The sequence below is a fragment of the Rhodococcus sp. FH8 genome (assembly GCF_019266085.1).
Lineage (GTDB): Bacteria > Actinomycetota > Actinomycetes > Mycobacteriales > Mycobacteriaceae > Rhodococcus_F > Rhodococcus_F qingshengii.
Genome location: NZ_LPNQ01000069.1, coordinates 1 through 14,797 on the forward strand (window position 1 = coordinate 1; position 14,797 = coordinate 14,797).

Consider the following 14,797-nt stretch of genomic DNA (forward strand, 5'->3'; position numbering starts at 1 on the left):
CCGTGAACGACATCGCGATCTTCTCCGCGATTCCCATCGGAGCGTTGATCCAGCACCAGCAGGCGAAGACCAGACCGGCGTATTGCAAGGGGAGGAACGCGTAAGTGCACCAGCGGTAGTAGCGGTCCTTCTGCAGTCGTGGGATCGCATCGTCCGGCGGACTTTCGCCGTCTTCACCGGCCAGCATGTCGATGATCGGGATGACGATGACCAGTAGCCACGCGCCGGTCGCCCAGAACAATCCGAGACGAAGGTTGTCGACGAGAAACCAGGAGATGAACGGGCTGAGTGGAATCAGCAATCCGAGCGGCCACAGGTACCTCTTACGATCACGCCACACCGAAGGGCCTTCGATGCTCGCGGGTGTGGAAGCCGCGGGAGTCATGGTGACATCTGGTGAATAGGGGGCATTTTCCTAAGGATTCAGTCTTAGAGGACGTTTACGATATGTGTATCTCATTCCAGAGCCGAGGGTTACACGTGGAATCGAAGTAAGAGGTGATCGCACGTCGGGGGCTGAGGCGCGGCCCTACGATCTCGGCCTCCTCGGATATCCACGAATCGCCGGTGGCTAATCCGTCTTTTTCGCACGATCGATGAATGATCTTGGTGAAGAACAAGACTCGTGTTCATTCCGGGATGCCTTTGCCAACCTGCTTGGGCATGTTGCGACTTTGGGTGTGCCCATGATTCGGAGCGAGCGCTCCATCAACCTCGGATGCGGGTGATGGAGACCACAGCAATACGGCAGGGGCTAGCTACACGACTTCCGGCTGCTGTGTACTAACTGACATTCATTCGAGACGTTCGAGCCCCACTTTCCGAGGTTCCTGCTGAGTGCAGATGACTATGCTCGCTCTGTAAGTTCACGTGAGAGTGGGGCGACCGTGATGGTAAAGGCTGATCCAGACGACCACCTTGTTGCTGTGCTGTGTTCTGTTTCCTCCGGGAGTCGTGCAGCTTTCGCCGAATTCTACGACCGGACTTCCCCTTGGGCCTGCGACCTGCTCATGCAGATGTTCGGTGATCAGCGAGTTAGCGACGAACTGGCACGGTCGGTGTATCGCGAGGTATGGGCATGCGCGCCCGAGTACAAGACGGAAAACGGGAGCCCTACGGCGTGGGTAATCATGATTGCTCACCGGCGAGCGATAGAAAAGATTCGCTCCCGCCCTCGGCGCGAGGCTTTATGGTCCTCTCAGGAGGCCTCCGGATCGGCCGAGGAAGCCCACGCATGCAAAGACGGCTTCAGTTGGTCAACAGGGGATTGCCGCGCAAGAAGATACCTCTACCAGGGATATTACTGCGGTTGGACACAGCGGCAGATAGCCCATCGTGACGGGGTGACCGTTACCCTTGTGCGATCGAGCATCAAATCAGCCGTATTGACTGCACGCGCTAGTCAGCAATGCAGTCTGATGTAGCCGGAGTTCTGACGGAGGCATGTTCGGCGTTGGTGCTACGAGCGGAGAGCTTCGCGGGGTGATCGGGCGCAGTAATCGAGGTTTGCACGAATTAGGTGGTCCGACTGTGAAAGGGTTTGCAGGAAGGAGACGGGATGTGCTGGACGAGTACTGACGGCGCTCACGAAGGAGCGCCGGCGACGATCGTCGCCGGCGATCGCACCGCACTGTCGTACAGCGCCCGGGGCTTCGGACTCGAGGACGGAACGTACGTGCCCGATGAAGCGACGATCGGTTGGCGGGCGCAATGCTCGTGCGGATGGAAAGCAGTGGGGCTCATCGAGCGTGTGACCGACGCCGACCTACCTCCACGACCGGACCAGATCCTCGACCTCTCGGGAGGGCCCGCATTCCCGGAAGTAGAAGACATATGCCACGCACAATGGCTTGAGCATGTCCGCCGATCCGCTTCAGCATGCTCCACGAACGCGTTCTCCATGACCACATGACGCACGACTCGGTGAGGTATCGGTCGGGGACCTATGATTCCTGATCTGCAGTCGACTCACGCGTGAGGTCTAGGGCCGCACACCTCGCTGTTGTACAGGGGGGAGTGGTGCGTGCACCACTCCTGAGTGGTCCCGGCGTACTGTGACCCACCGCGGAGATGCGGTGGTCGGATCGAGAGGCATCGACCCGACCACGCCGATGACACCGTCGTCAACACCGATCACCTGTCCTCCGCGTAGGAGGGTGACGTCTTCTCTGGTGATCTTGGTCTTGTCGGCGCGAGCCGTCATCAGCCACTCTCCGTGATCATCCGTCAATTTCGCGAGCCAGGTCCCCATATGACCTGCCTCTACCTTCGTGTTCGTTGGCGGACCCCCCGAGTCGCGCTCTCAAACAAAGCCTCGCGCGAGCGCAGCCAGTGGGTGCCCCCGCTGTGTCATCCGCTCGGAGCACTTATCTCTGGGAGTGCATGTCCATCGTGTTTTCGTCGGCTACGAAATCTAGCCAGAAAACGCTAGCCAACAAACTCGTAGTAACGTCACTGAACGATTGTGACCGTGTTTTTCGGTGCGCTCAGTGCGTCAATTCGTCCTTCTTGGCGCGAGCCTTTTCGAGCGCCTTCTCTGCGCGCTTGCGAGCACGCTTACCCAGCACCTCGGTCTGCTCCGACGCCGTTTCGGCCCACTCGTTGCTCTTCTCGAGGGCGAGTTCGGCGAACTCCGAGCTGCGCTTGCTCGCCAGCTCTGCCAGTTCGGCGCTGCGCTCGCGTGCGGTCTCGGCCAGTTCGGAGCCGCGCTTCTGCGCGACTTCGAGGATGTCCGGGCCGCGTTCTTTGGCGACCTCTCCGAATTCCGCGGCTCGCTTGCTCGCGATCTCCGCGAACTCGGAGCTGCGCTCCTTGGCAAGTTCGAGCCAATCCGTGCCGTGTGCCTTCGCGGTTTCGGCAAGCTCGGAACCGCGTTCGGACGCCACCGACAGAGCATGCTCGACGCGATCGCTCGTGTGATCGGTCTGCGATGCGACCAATGGAAGTGCTGCGGCGATAGACGCCTGGGCTTTCTTCGCGGCGCGACGGCCGCGCCAGCCGAGCGACGGCTTGCCCTCGGTGTCGACGGAGGCGATCATCAGTCCGCCGAGCAAGCTGACGTTCTTGATGAAGTTTGTGCGCTGCATCGCTCGCAGTGACGGATCGGTTTCGTTCCAGAAGTCGTGACCGGCAAGCGTGGTCGGTACCAGGCTCCCCGCGAGCACCAACGACGCGAGCCGCGGCGCCTTGCCGGTGGCCAGCAGGGCACCGCCGCCGATCTGGACGGCGGCGTTGATCTTGACGAGTGTTTCCGGATCAGCAGGCACCTTCTGCGTCACTGCTCCTGGCAGCGTCTCGACGGATTTGTCGATCAGCGGTGACGCTTTGGCTGCTCGCTGAGCAGGGTTGCGCAAAGCATCGATTCCCCCGGCGATGAAGATCGTGGAAAGCAGTGGACGAGCAATTCGACGTACCAGCATGTTTCAAGCCTTCCAGAGTGAATGCGACATTCGGAGATAAACACTCTCCGCGGGGCCTCCCGGCAGGTTGCCCAGCTGCACTGAACTCTGTCGACAGGCACCCTCAAACGTGGAGGTGGGATGTGCCCAGTACCTCTCTTACAGGAGGAGGCGATCCCGGTAGTGGTGCATCATCATGGGTCGAGCAAATTAGGTACCCGCGCGAGCCAGATGTCCCAGGCGAGGGTTAGGCCGAGGTATATAGGGTGTTAATACCAAACTTTTCGACCGCCCACAGCGCGACCCATAGTGCCCAGAAGTGTCAGGATTGCGCCGACCACCACCAAGATGATGCCGACTGTCGTCAAAATACTGATTGCGGTGAAGTAACCGATCAGGGCCAGAATGATGCCGAGGACAATCACAGTGATTCCTATTCTCTCGCTAGGTTCTCGCTCTGCGCACCGGCCAGCCACCAGATCCGGCGGTGCGAGAAGTTCAATAGATCACAGAATCTATACCATCAGACATAGATTATAGGCAAAATTGAAACCAGATGTAGTGAGGTGGCGTTAAGCGCCGACCTGGCCCGGCCAGGAGGCCGGTCGGTGCCTGGCGAACATTGAGGAAGGACGTAGTCAAGGGCCCACCGACACTGAGCACGAGCAGAGTCTCGGTGGGCGGGCACGCGCCCGCCGTGTCGGCGACGAGCGCGAAGTTCGGGCGGTCCACCGACATCAGGTGTGAACATCGGTCGGTGGACCGTGCGTGTCAGAACCGGCGACAACTCCGACACGCAGATCGAAGACCCGCCGGGACGGAGTGGGGGACTCAACCGGCGGGTCAACATCCTCCATGCCCTGGTGCCTTGTTCTCCAAACATGAACAGCCCGCCGTATTTGTCGAGCAGGCACAACGAGGCCCAGCAGAAACCGATCAAGGCGACGGGCAGCACTCCCTGATGCTGGCCTTGTCGTCCAGAGTCGCCTGCTGCACCAGATGAGCGTCATTCTGCCGTGCGTCAGTACAAGTACATTGCCGCGTTCCTGACAAGTAACGGAGAAGGGTAGTGTTCGGCCCTCGTTCCAGGCTGGCGCGGGTGGGTGGGGGACCGAGAATGTTCATCTCGATCACGCCGGCGGTGCGAAGCCTCACGCCCGTAACTCGATGCCATTCTGCAGCGGTTGCGACGCGGATAGACGTTGGTGATCACTCCCCGCGAAGTGGCGAGATCGTGGTATCGGTCAACGGCTGATGTCGATACCGACCGGCTGTTCGATAACGCCCCTGCATCCGCTGCGGCAATCAACGAAACTTTCCCGGCGGTCGGTCAGTTCAGGTGGTGAACCGGCGTAGAACTCGAGCACGGTAATAAACAGTGGACATCTACATTGAAGGCAGTCGCGTCCGAGTTCGGTGCCGACGACGGGCACAGTGCTCACGAAATCGACCATAGGCCAATTCTTCGAACGCGCATTCCTACTGGCAGGCAACGCATCCCGCGCACCGATGACACCGGTAAGTCTGTGACGCGATGTATGTGTCTGCTGCGCTTACCGTCGCATTCTGCAAGCGAGCCACCGACTGGGTGGGGAACACAGGAGATAGAATGAATTCTAGTAAATTTCGGAAGGGGCTTCATGGGCATCGCTGACCAGAATGGCACAACGCCGGGCGTCTCGACAGAGATGAAGTCGGGCAAGGACCTGCCACCCTCGATGATCGAGCGACTGACGTTGATTCTCGACGCCTTCGGCGGCCGAGGAGCTCGGATCACGCTCGAACAGGTTGCATGCCGTACTCGATTACCTCGCTCCACTGTCCACCGCATTCTCGATCAACTCACCACCTTCGGATGGGTCGAGCACGCCTCCTTCGGATACTGCCTCGGTCGCCGCGCTCTCCGGGGGACGGCGACGGCGAGAGGCGCAGCTCGCTTCGTGAAGCGGCCGCACCGTTTCTGCACGAATTGCACCAGCAGACCGGTATGGTCGTGCATCTGACCGTCCTCGACGGCCCCGACGTCGTCGATCTCGACAAAGTCGGCGGACGTTTCGCCGCTGCAATCCCGTCGCGTGTCGGGGGTCACGCCCCCGCCCACTGCACCGCCGGCGGAAAAGCGATCCTGGCGTGGATCGCCCCCGAACGCGTCGACGCTCTTTTCGGCTCAGTCCTTTCTCGCAGTACGGAAAACACCATCACAGACATCAATGTTTTGCACCAGGAACTGAGTCGCATCCGCCGGCGCCGCGGTGTGGCCTTCGAGCGAGGAGAGTCAGCTCATGGTGTGGCCTGCATCGCTGCTGCGGTTCGCGGATACGAAGAACCCGTCGGCAGCATCGCCCTGTGCGGCAACAACAAATCCGTTCAGCTAGAACGCCTCGCCCCTTGGTCGTCCACGCGGTCCGTGAAATTTCTCGATCGTTGTACCCCGAATCGGACCATTCCCGTAGACCACGAAAGGCGCCTTCCGTTCCTGCGGCCACATTCTCCGCGGAGATGATGGATCGCCTCCTGGCGGCATCACCGGAAGACTGGATCTAACGTATCTCGACCGATCGAGTCCGCGGTGTCAGTACTGGACGGTATTCCCGAGAACTCGCTGACGCATCCTTAACTCCTCGACCACGCTGGATGGCGCTTGTTTGCATTCTCCAGGGCTCGCCGTGGATCAGCCATGTCATTTTGAACATGTTGGGCTGCAAGCAGATACATTTTTCGTTGAATGTGTCATTGTGCGAGAATGCGGATTCCGTTGGCGTCCTGGGCGAGGATGTGGGCGAAGTGGCGGTTGGATTTGTCGAGTCCGTCGGAGAGGTTCGCGCCACGCAAGAAGGATGCTGCGGCGGCGTCGAGGTGCCGCGCAATGCGCAGGAGCAGGCCGAGGGGCGGGAACGAGGAAGACGTGGGCGTCTGCGGTGATAATGTCGAGGGTCGATAGTAGCGACAGACCGGCCTCAGTTTCGTTGTCGTCGTGGTTGATGTGGGCGACTTTCAATGCTTCGGCCGGGGCTGCCGCTGGAAATTTCTGTGCCGAGCCTGCGACAATGTTTCCGTTTTGTCGGCACGACAGCGAACTATTGGCGGTAATGGTGTTGTGCTGCAATGTGTCCTTATTTTCACCATTGCTTGACAGGGGCGCACGGGAGTCGGAAGCAGAAAACGGCAGGGTTAACCGCGATAGCGGCGAGGGAACCGCTGCATGCGCGGGAAGGATACGAGCTGCTGAGTCCGAGCGCTCCTCTTACCGGCGGCGACATGTGATCATCGTTCTGAAATCGATACTGTCTAGGTTTTTCGACGTGAGGATCGTATGTTCGCTGATCGGTTGAATATGTTGTTCGAGGATTCGCCGCGATTCGGTCGTCCGGTCACGCAAGCTGTGGTGGCGGACGGTCTCGCCGCGAGTGGCTCTCGCCTCTCCCGCCCTTATCTGTCTCAGTTACGTCGAAGTAGGCGGACGAACCCTTCTCCGGATGTGGTCGCTGTGCTTGCTAATTTCTTCGGCGTCGATGACAAGTATTTTTATCTGCCGGTCGACAGTGAGGGGGCGGAACCGTCGGTTGTCATCGACTGTCTCGAACAGGGGGCGTTGCGGCAACTGTTGGCTGCAGTGGTCGGCCTTTCCGAGTCGTCCACAGGGCTGGTCGTCGACATGGCGGAACGTTTGCGCCGCGCAGAGAAACTTCCAGAGATCACTGCGGGCGCTGATTGACCGAAACGTACTGCTATAGAACGGTTCCCCGACGCTGAAAGGTGAACGCTCTGGAGTGGTAGGGACGAGTATCTGCTCCTGACTGGGGAACTCGTTTTCGAAGACCACTGGGACTGCTCTCCGGGATGCGTTCGACTATGCCGTGCTCGATCGTCGGAGAACGTTCGGCGTGTTTGCGGTGCGATCGCTCACTACCCGACGTAGGGTCGGATTCCGCCAGATTATCGACCCAACCCCGAGAGTATGGCGCCGGGGGACGGGTCACGGCATTTCTCTGCCTACCACCCCTACTTGAGGTCCCGTGCCCTTTGCCGGCTCTGGGCGTCCGGCTCGCCGGCAAGCTTCACTCCCTTACCGCCCTGCTCGAGTAGCACCTTGAGGCGGCTGAGCAAGTTCGCTCAACATGTGACAGAGGTGAACGAGCCGCCGGTACCGAGGTTCTCGTCAGAACCTCGGTTCCTGCTTGCCTGCCGGGCAGGCAAAAAAACGTCGCGTTGCGAGCGATGGGAGGACCGCGCGGAATGGTGGCAGTGACCGAGAGTGCCGAATACGCCCATCGGATCGACATTCCAGTTGGCGTCCGCCAGTAGGGGGTGGACGTTCGCGCGAGCCTTCACCAACTGAAGTCCGGATGGGGAAGTCGCGGAGTTCGGTGATGAGGGCTTCGAGGCGTAGACCTCAGCGAGGTAGGTGAGAGCGCTACCTAGGGTTATCCAGAACTTTCCTACTCAGTGTGTAGAAGGCATCCGAGGGCCCGCCCAGCTTTCGGTCCCTGACCTAGCGAGTGCGCAGCCGGGAATATCCCGATCTACGGAGGTGCTGGGCGCAGCGATGAAACCGGCGGCGAGAAGGAGCAGGGAGGGGCTAGTTGCGCGGCCGAATGTGGGAAGGACATCGGGTCTCCATTTACCGGTACTAGGTGTGAGTGCCAGCAACCGAAAGCTAGAAACCTGTTGTAATTTGCCTGGCGTCGCTGTCGACGTGACGGGACCGAGACGTCGGCAGCGAATGTAATCCAGGGGCGCCGAGATGGAGCTATTCTGCGAAGGCGCCTCGTCCGAGGATGGATCGGACACTAACCGCAGTGAGACGAGTGCGAGTGGTTCGCGTCCAGCGAGACCGAGGTAACGAAGTATGTGCTGAATAGGAAAATTCGAAGTGTAACGGAAAGGTGAGACGAAACGATTGGGTTTTTTCCTGCTGATTTGCCCGAAATTGCTCCGGTTAGCGTCAAAGCTGGAAATTGTCTACTCCGGCATTACTGAACATACTTTGCGGTTTTTTCCGCTAGGGTGGGCGGAGTGAGGCCACATGGGCTGTATGCGAGATATGTCAGGTTTCGGGAGAGAACGGATGCTCGGTCGTTGGCTGTGCTCTTGAGCACGGGCGGGGCCGTCCCACTGCCGGCGATCGCGTTATTGTCTCCTTCATTCACGCGAACGGGTACAGGCCTGTATTTTGCGCTATCTGGGTGAGTACGTTGGGAATCTTTCTTCTGACACTGACCGTAGGTCGTTTGTCGGACCGAATGTTTTCCGTCGTGGGTTTGATCGGGATGGTCGGCATCGCTGCATCCGCCTATCTGGTGACAGATCCGCTGGCAGCCCGGGGAATCGTCACTCTGCTCTCAGCGATACCGGCTATCGCGGCGATGGCGTCGAGTAGACGGGTCATCGTCGGGCACACGATCGTCGCGATAGCACTCGCTTGTGCGGTAGCGGTCACCGTGGCTCACGGGTTTGCTGCTGCTCTGGTCAGCTGCACTGTGTCGGTGACGGTAATTTGGTTGCCGGTGTTCATGATCGGAGCCTTGCGTCGCTCGCTCGTGTTCACTCAAGCGCGGTACCGGGAGCTGGCCCACACCGATCCGTTGACGAGTCTGCCCAATCGTCGAGGGTTTCTCGATCGAATCGAGCGATATCACCGCAGCTATCCCGCCAGCACGGGGCAGATGGGTTTTCTGATGATCGATGTCGATCATTTCAAGCAGATCAATGATCTGTTCGGTCACAGCGCGGGGGACCAGACGCTTCGCAGCGTTGTTGCGGCCATCGCGCGAGCGGTGGGCTCGGGAGTGCTGGTCGCCAGGTCCGGCGGCGAAGAATTTGTCGCTTTCTTCGCCGCCTCGGACTTGAATGGAGTCGAGGCTCTCGCCGAACGGATCCGAGCGTCGGTAGCCGAGTCGTGCGACGTGACGGTGAGTATCGGGGCGATTTACTGTGAACTCGACGATCACCCTGCTTCGCCGGAGATGTCGTTGGGGGAGTTGACGGATGTCTTGACCCACCGTGTGGATGCCCTCATGTACGCCGCCAAGGCAGGGGGACGCAATACGGTTCGGTGTCAACAGCTTCCGAGGATGAGGGTGAACTTGGTGCATGGGCAACCCAGCGATGTCAGCCGGCCCGCGTTGTTCGAGATCGGGACATCAGCGGTCGACCCCGTTCACTAGCGAAGCCCCTGCGCCGCTGCGAGATATGTGTCGACTGCTCGTTGATTGTGTTTCACCGTGCTCGGGCTCAGTGTTTGGTGCTCGGCCCGCATGAGTGGCCACAGGGCAGGATCTGCGTCCGCGCGCAATGATCGACGATCCCACCACATCATGCGCGTGCGATAACGCCCGTCGGGATACGCGGCCGCCGGTATCTGTGTATCGACCCGGCCCCCGGATGATTCCCACCTACTTAGTACGTGGTCAGCGGCCGTTGCCATCACGAAGCGAGATTGCAGACGCTCCATCGTCGGCAGTGCCACTCTCGCCAACGCAGCAGACAATTTCCCGGCATGCGGGGACTTCGGAGAGACCCACGCCGACTTCATCTCCACCACCCCGTCGGGGATTCGGGTAGCGATCGCCTCACGTACAGCGTCGAGACCCCTGTTGCCCGCCCATTCGACCACAGCATGTGACTGAGAAGCGCAGACGTAGGGTCCCTGCGCGCGTACCCCGCCCACGACCGCCCCGTCGTCGACGAGGGCGTAGAACAAGGAAGTCGAAATGCCGTCTCTCACCGCCGGTACATCCAAGGCCGCTTGCGCTCCGTACCTCTCGTAGGCTTCCCAAGCGCCGCACAAATATTCTTCCCAGAGATTTTCATCCGCTGCAGGATGGGAGAGAACCAACCGGACACCATCGGTGTCGGGCACCTCGACAGCTGCGTAATTCGCATCGAAGTTACCGAGCGTGTATTCGGTGATCGCCGTCATCACATTCCCCTTCTAGAAAATCCGGATCGGCCAGCTGCAGCCGGAACTTCGCGAGTACCGCCCAGTCGGGCACTCGCCCGCTGATTGTCCGCCGACGCCTCGGCTAGGGCTTCCCGACACACACATCTGCCCCACCACGCACCCTGGTGAGCAACGCCTCACACACGAAGTGCTTGGATATAGGTGACGGACGAGTGATCAAGGCCCGCCGCACAACTGAGAAGCGGAAGGGATCGTGATGCAGGACTTCACCGGCACAGACCAGGTCTCGGCAATGAACGAGACAACGCAACGGCGTGCGGAAATCTTCGACGAAGCCGACGCGGCGCAGATGCGCCGTGTGACCGAACTGCGCACGTCCGGAGCCATGATTCTCGATACGCTTGCCGACCAGCAGCATTCGCTGCTCACTCTCAACGAAGAGTCGGATGCCGACGACGTCGCGGAATCCTCTCGCTGGATTCACTACCCGTGGCGCCGCACCCTGGTGCATCTTCTCGGACCCGGCGGGTTCTGCCGTCTGCGTCTGGATCGCAACCGCAACAAGATCACCAACGAGGAACAACTCATTCTCTCGCGGCTTCGGGTCGGGATCGTCGGGCTCAGCGTCGGCAGTGCTATCGCGCATGCCCTCGCTCTCGAAGGCGTCGTCGGCTATATGCGTCTGGCGGACTTCGACGACCTCGACCTGTCCAACCTCAACCGTCTCTCGGCCACGGTCTTCGACCTCGGAGTCAACAAGGCAACACTCGCTCAACAACGAATCGCAGAACTGGACCCGTATCTCCCTGTCGATGCCTGGACAGAAGGCGTCGACGAAGCCACTATCGACGACTTCCTCGAAGGACTGGACCTGGTGATCGAGGAGTGCGACTCCTTCGACGTGAAAGTACTCGTTCGCGACCGGGCCCGGCAGCGTGGCATTCCTGTCATCATGGAAACCAGCGACCGCGGTCTCCTCGACGTCGAACGATTCGACCTCGAACCCGCCAGGCCACTCTTTCACGGCCTCGTCGGGGATCTCGACGCTGCCACCGTATCCGGGCTGAGCGTAAAGGAAAAAATTCCCTTCGGACTACGAATCCTAGAAGGGCGTGAGATTTCAGCCCGCATGGCCGCCTCGATCCTGGAAGTGGGCACCACCTTGGCCACCTGGCCTCAACTCGGCGGAGATGTTTTGCTCGGTGGGGCCTCTGTTGTCGCCGCGATCCGCCGATTCGGTCTCGGGGAGGCCCTCCCGTCAGGGAGAGTGCGCATCGATATCGGTGAGCACCTCGACCAACTGAGCGACCCGCACATTCCCCACGACTCGATCACCTCAGGAACGGGGGGCGGGTCGCGCCCGATCGATCTACGGGCACAGTACGACTCACTCTCCAATGAAGAAGCAGTCGCCTTTGCCGCTACACGCGCGCCCTCCGGAGGTAACGCGCAACCCTGGACCATTCACACGGACGACAATGCCCTCACCCTCCGTATCGACAAAACCCGCTCGTCGAGTGCGGACATCGAGTACCGCGGAAGTTTCGTCGCGCTCGGCGCCGCATTGCACAACGCCCGGGTCGCCGCTGCACACCGACATATCCTCGGAGACACAGTGATCACCGGCGACGGCCCGGCGACCTCCGTGCGAATCACATTCACTGCCGGCACCGACGTCTCCCTCACTCACCAACTCCCCGGAATGCTCGATCGACGCACACATCGCGGTATGCCTGAAACCGACTCGACCCCTTGCGATCTGACGGACGTCTCACATCTAGCGGCGAGCCTGACCTCCACGACGGCAGGAGTACATCTGATCCAGGACCGGGATACGATCGCACGGTTGGCCGAGAACATCAGTGCCACCGACCGCATCCGATTCCTCACCGACGCTCTGCACCGGGAGATGATCTCCGAGCTATGCTGGCCGCATTCACGCGACCTTACCCGTGGTATCGAGATCTCCAGTTTGGGCACTCCCACGGCAGAACTCGCCGCCCTCGAACTCCTGCGTCGCCCGGACGTGATGGAACAATTGAACGACTGGGATGCCGGGCAAGCGCTCCGAGCACAGACCCGCACACGTCTGAACTGCAGTGACGCCGTCGCCGTCATCACTCAGCAGGGTATTTCCGCAGCGGACTACATCCGCAGCGGAGTACTTGCCGAAGAGTTCTGGATACGCGCCCAATCGCTCGGTTACTCCTTGCACCCACTCACACCCGTGTCTCTCTACGCCACCGACGTAGACCAGCTCCGCACCCTCGCGCCGACCCGAGCCTGCGAGCTCACCGCACTGGCGGACGAGCTGACAAAACTCACGGCACTCCATACGGGTGAACATGCAGCCCTCATCGTGCGCATCTTCCGCACAGCGATCCCGGCCCCGGCGAGCCGTCGGGAGGCGTACTCTAGGCCGCATCGAGACAGAGAAGCGCGCGACCACCGATGGCTGAATTGGGCGGATGGTTGGCAGGGATGACTGTGTGGGTAACCGACGCCGGCGGAACCAACCTCAGAGATCGACATGCTCGTGACCGCAGCGTCCACTAACGCCACCGTTGCACGTAAAGCTGCTCATTTTTCTCGCGCGCTGCGGGCACAGTCCTATCCCGCTGCGCAGGATTAGAGTCGTCAAAAGGCAAAACTGCAGTCAGTCGTCGACCGGGGCAGGGATTGACTGCTCGATCAGGTCTCTTAGGGACGCAGGTCAGACGACGTTGTTGTCGATGGTGATGGGTTCGTTTTCGAGAGCGTCATCGTCGACGGGGATTGTCTGCTCGCCGCGATCGACATCTGATGTTGCATCGTGCGCTGCGTGCGGAATGGATGTCATGGCCGTTACTATCCTTTACGTAGTCGCGGGTGATTCGTTGAGTGTCCTGTCGCAGTGAGGCGCTGTGTGCTTCGAGTTCGAGCACTCGCCCGATGCCGACCAGATTGATGCGGTCTGCGATCAGTTCCGCGACGCGACCAAGTCGGATGACGCTGACCTGATCGCCGAAATCGACTCGGTCGTCGCCGACACCAACAAGAAAGTCTCCAACCCCGAGCAGATCAAGAAATACACGATCCTTGAGGTCGATTTCACCCAGGAGACCGACGAATTTACGCTGACGCTCAAGCTCAAGCGCAACACCACTCTCGAACAAAACCCCGAACTGCAAGAACATGCACTCCGACAAGCCGGCGCAATCCGCATCTTCACCGACTACAAATCCGGCTCCAAAATGCAGCGCCCCTGGCAGGACCCCATTTGGTGAGCCACTCGCTATCAGTGATCCGTGCCCCCAATAGTGCACCAGCGTTATGAGAGCTGAGGGTACGGTTGGATGTCTGCCCAGAGCTTCTCATATTCGCTTGGGCTGATGTTGCCGAGATAACTGTGGCGCCGTTCGGCATTGTGAAAATTGTCGATGTGATCGGCCATGGCTGCAGTCAGTTCCAGCGTGGTCGACCACTTCTTCGTGTTCAGCAATTCCGTCTGCAACCGCCCCCAGAATGCCTCCATGACAGCATTATCGAAGCAATCGCCAACCGTCCCGAAAGATTCGAGCAACCCCCACCGCCGGAGATTCTCGCCGAAACCCCACGACGTGAACTGTGGACCGTGATCGGCATGCAAGATCGTTGCCTCCCAACGGATCCGTTCCTGCGCGGCCATGTTCACCGCGTTGTTGACCAGTGCGGTATCGGCAGTCGTGGAGAAAGAACGACCCACGATCATTTTACTGAAACAGTCCAAAATCGCACAGCAGTAAACCTTTCCGTCTCGAGCGGGATGCTCCGTAATATCGGTAAACCACAATTCGTTCGGCCGGCTTGCCGAAAATCCGCGATTGACCCGGTCAGAGAGGGTTTCGACGCCCAGTAGGTTCGGTTTCCGCTTGCCCGGACGAGGTAACCCAGCGATGCCCAGTTCGGTCATGATCGCCGACACCAACTTATGATTGACATTCATCTCGTACGTATCGAGGAGTTCGGCTCGGATACGCCGCTTCCCGTAGGTTCCGCGTGACCGCTGGTGGATTTTTTCGATCGTGTCGGCCACGATGATGCGTCGTACTCGCTGGTTGGAGACCGGCCGGCGACGGTGCGCATAAAAGGTAGACCTACTCAAACCTGTTATCCGGCATGCCGATCTACTGGTATGACCTCGTGTGATCAGTCCTTCGACGATCGCGATCTTCCTTTTGGGGGCACCACCGACTGGTCGTCGAACAATGCGCAGGCGTCGCGGGTCAAGGCGAGTTCGGTTTCGAGTGCAACGATGCGAGCGCGGGCCGATGCGAGCTCGTCGGACTCGATGCTCGGTACTCCGTCCCGCGCTCCCACATCGATCAGGGCTTGGTCTTTCCACCGGAACAACGTCGCCGCCGATATCCCGGTTTCCGTCGCGATATCGGCGACTGTGTCACCGCTTCGAAGACGGTGCGAAATCTGTCGACGGACCGAGTGTGGATAGGACTTGGGCATCGTGACCTCCTGTGGA

At 60.0% G+C, this 14,797-nt stretch carries 15 protein-coding genes and 2 pseudogenes; 8 read left to right on the forward strand and 9 right to left on the reverse strand.

All coding sequences use genetic code 11. From position 1 onward, the window contains the following. A pseudogene (locus tag ATN38_RS18125) lies at window positions 1–385 on the reverse strand (alkane 1-monooxygenase); the annotation flags it as partial. A gap of 505 nt (window positions 386–890) precedes the next feature. Between ATN38_RS18125 and ATN38_RS33410 the strand changes: the two are divergent. Together ATN38_RS33410 and ATN38_RS18135 are read left to right on the forward strand one after the other, a co-directional pair. Continuing rightward, complete coding sequence (locus ATN38_RS33410) at window positions 891–1,424, forward strand: sigma factor (protein WP_073513845.1); 534 nt, start codon at window positions 891–893, stop codon at window positions 1,422–1,424. A gap of 134 nt (window positions 1,425–1,558) precedes the next feature. After that, the gene (locus ATN38_RS18135) at window positions 1,559–1,912 is read left to right on the forward strand and encodes a hypothetical protein (RefSeq protein ID WP_051649807.1); all 354 of its coding nucleotides are present in this window, start codon (window positions 1,559–1,561) and stop codon (window positions 1,910–1,912) included. A gap of 69 nt (window positions 1,913–1,981) precedes the next feature. On the opposite strand, the gene ATN38_RS18140 is transcribed toward ATN38_RS18135, so the two are convergent. The 4 genes from ATN38_RS18140 to ATN38_RS18155 all read right to left on the reverse strand — a co-directional run bounded on the left by ATN38_RS18140 (window position 1,982) and on the right by ATN38_RS18155 (window position 4,852). Continuing rightward, window positions 1,982–2,203 carry a hypothetical protein gene (locus ATN38_RS18140; RefSeq protein WP_178377395.1) on the reverse strand — a complete coding sequence of 74 codons (222 nt, stop codon included), beginning with the start codon at window positions 2,201–2,203 and terminating at the stop codon, window positions 1,982–1,984. Window positions 2,204–2,486: 283 nt separating this feature from the next. Further along, complete coding sequence (locus ATN38_RS18145) at window positions 2,487–3,419, reverse strand: DoxX family protein (protein ID WP_003944048.1); 933 nt, start codon at window positions 3,417–3,419, stop codon at window positions 2,487–2,489. Between the two features lie 248 nt (window positions 3,420–3,667). Continuing rightward, entirely contained in the window at window positions 3,668–3,823 is a 156-nt protein-coding gene (locus tag ATN38_RS18150) for a DUF6131 family protein (protein ID WP_087503832.1), read from the reverse strand. Between the two features lie 819 nt (window positions 3,824–4,642). Then, window positions 4,643–4,852, reverse strand: coding sequence for a hypothetical protein (locus tag ATN38_RS18155; RefSeq protein WP_042926916.1), 210 nt, complete (start codon window positions 4,850–4,852; stop codon window positions 4,643–4,645). A gap of 186 nt (window positions 4,853–5,038) precedes the next feature. Here ATN38_RS18155 and ATN38_RS18160 point away from each other — a divergent pair. The 4 genes and pseudogenes from ATN38_RS18160 to ATN38_RS18175 all read left to right on the forward strand — a co-directional run bounded on the left by ATN38_RS18160 (window position 5,039) and on the right by ATN38_RS18175 (window position 9,565). Next, a pseudogene (locus ATN38_RS18160) lies at window positions 5,039–5,942 on the forward strand (IclR family transcriptional regulator). A 240-nt stretch (window positions 5,943–6,182) separates the two neighbouring features. Beyond that, the gene (locus ATN38_RS18165) at window positions 6,183–6,320 is read left to right on the forward strand and encodes a hypothetical protein (RefSeq protein WP_178377388.1); all 138 of its coding nucleotides are present in this window, start codon (window positions 6,183–6,185) and stop codon (window positions 6,318–6,320) included. A gap of 556 nt (window positions 6,321–6,876) precedes the next feature. Next, complete coding sequence (locus tag ATN38_RS32850; protein ID WP_223304538.1) at window positions 6,877–7,113, forward strand: hypothetical protein; 237 nt, start codon at window positions 6,877–6,879, stop codon at window positions 7,111–7,113. Window positions 7,114–8,584: 1,471 nt separating this feature from the next. Then, window positions 8,585–9,565 (forward strand): GGDEF domain-containing protein, encoded by a 981-nt coding sequence (locus ATN38_RS18175; protein ID WP_231783840.1) that lies wholly within the window; start codon window positions 8,585–8,587, stop codon window positions 9,563–9,565. Here the strand turns inward: ATN38_RS18175 and ATN38_RS18180 are convergent. Next, entirely contained in the window at window positions 9,562–10,320 is a 759-nt protein-coding gene (locus ATN38_RS18180) for a hypothetical protein (RefSeq protein ID WP_064442793.1), read from the reverse strand. The genes ATN38_RS18175 and ATN38_RS18180 overlap by 4 nt on opposite strands. Window positions 10,321–10,594: 274 nt before the next feature. Here ATN38_RS18180 and ATN38_RS18185 point away from each other — a divergent pair, with 274 nt between their 5' ends. Then, on the forward strand, window positions 10,595–12,787 hold the full coding sequence (locus ATN38_RS18185) for an Rv1355c family protein (RefSeq protein ID WP_082920565.1): 2,193 nt from the start codon (window positions 10,595–10,597) through the stop codon (window positions 12,785–12,787). Window positions 12,788–13,015: 228 nt separating this feature from the next. Here the strand turns inward: ATN38_RS18185 and ATN38_RS32855 are convergent, their stop codons facing one another. Beyond that, entirely contained in the window at window positions 13,016–13,141 is a 126-nt protein-coding gene (locus ATN38_RS32855) for a hypothetical protein (RefSeq protein ID WP_256670359.1), read from the reverse strand. Window positions 13,142–13,205: 64 nt separating this feature from the next. On the opposite strand from ATN38_RS32855, the gene ATN38_RS18190 reads away from it, so the two are divergent. Continuing rightward, window positions 13,206–13,568, forward strand: coding sequence for a hypothetical protein (locus ATN38_RS18190; RefSeq protein WP_073513771.1), 363 nt, complete (start codon window positions 13,206–13,208; stop codon window positions 13,566–13,568). Window positions 13,569–13,612: 44 nt separating this feature from the next. Here the strand turns inward: ATN38_RS18190 and ATN38_RS18195 are convergent, their stop codons facing one another. Together ATN38_RS18195 and ATN38_RS32860 are read right to left on the reverse strand one after the other, a co-directional pair. Next, window positions 13,613–14,536, reverse strand: a complete 924-nt coding sequence (locus ATN38_RS18195; RefSeq protein ID WP_144245914.1) for an IS3 family transposase — start codon at window positions 14,534–14,536, stop codon at window positions 13,613–13,615. Continuing rightward, a complete protein-coding gene (locus ATN38_RS32860; RefSeq protein ID WP_042453577.1) occupies window positions 14,470–14,781 on the reverse strand; it encodes a transposase in 312 nt (103 codons plus the stop codon). Before ATN38_RS32860 ends, ATN38_RS18195 begins: the two co-directional genes overlap by 67 nt. Between the last annotated feature and the right edge of the window lie 16 nt (window positions 14,782–14,797).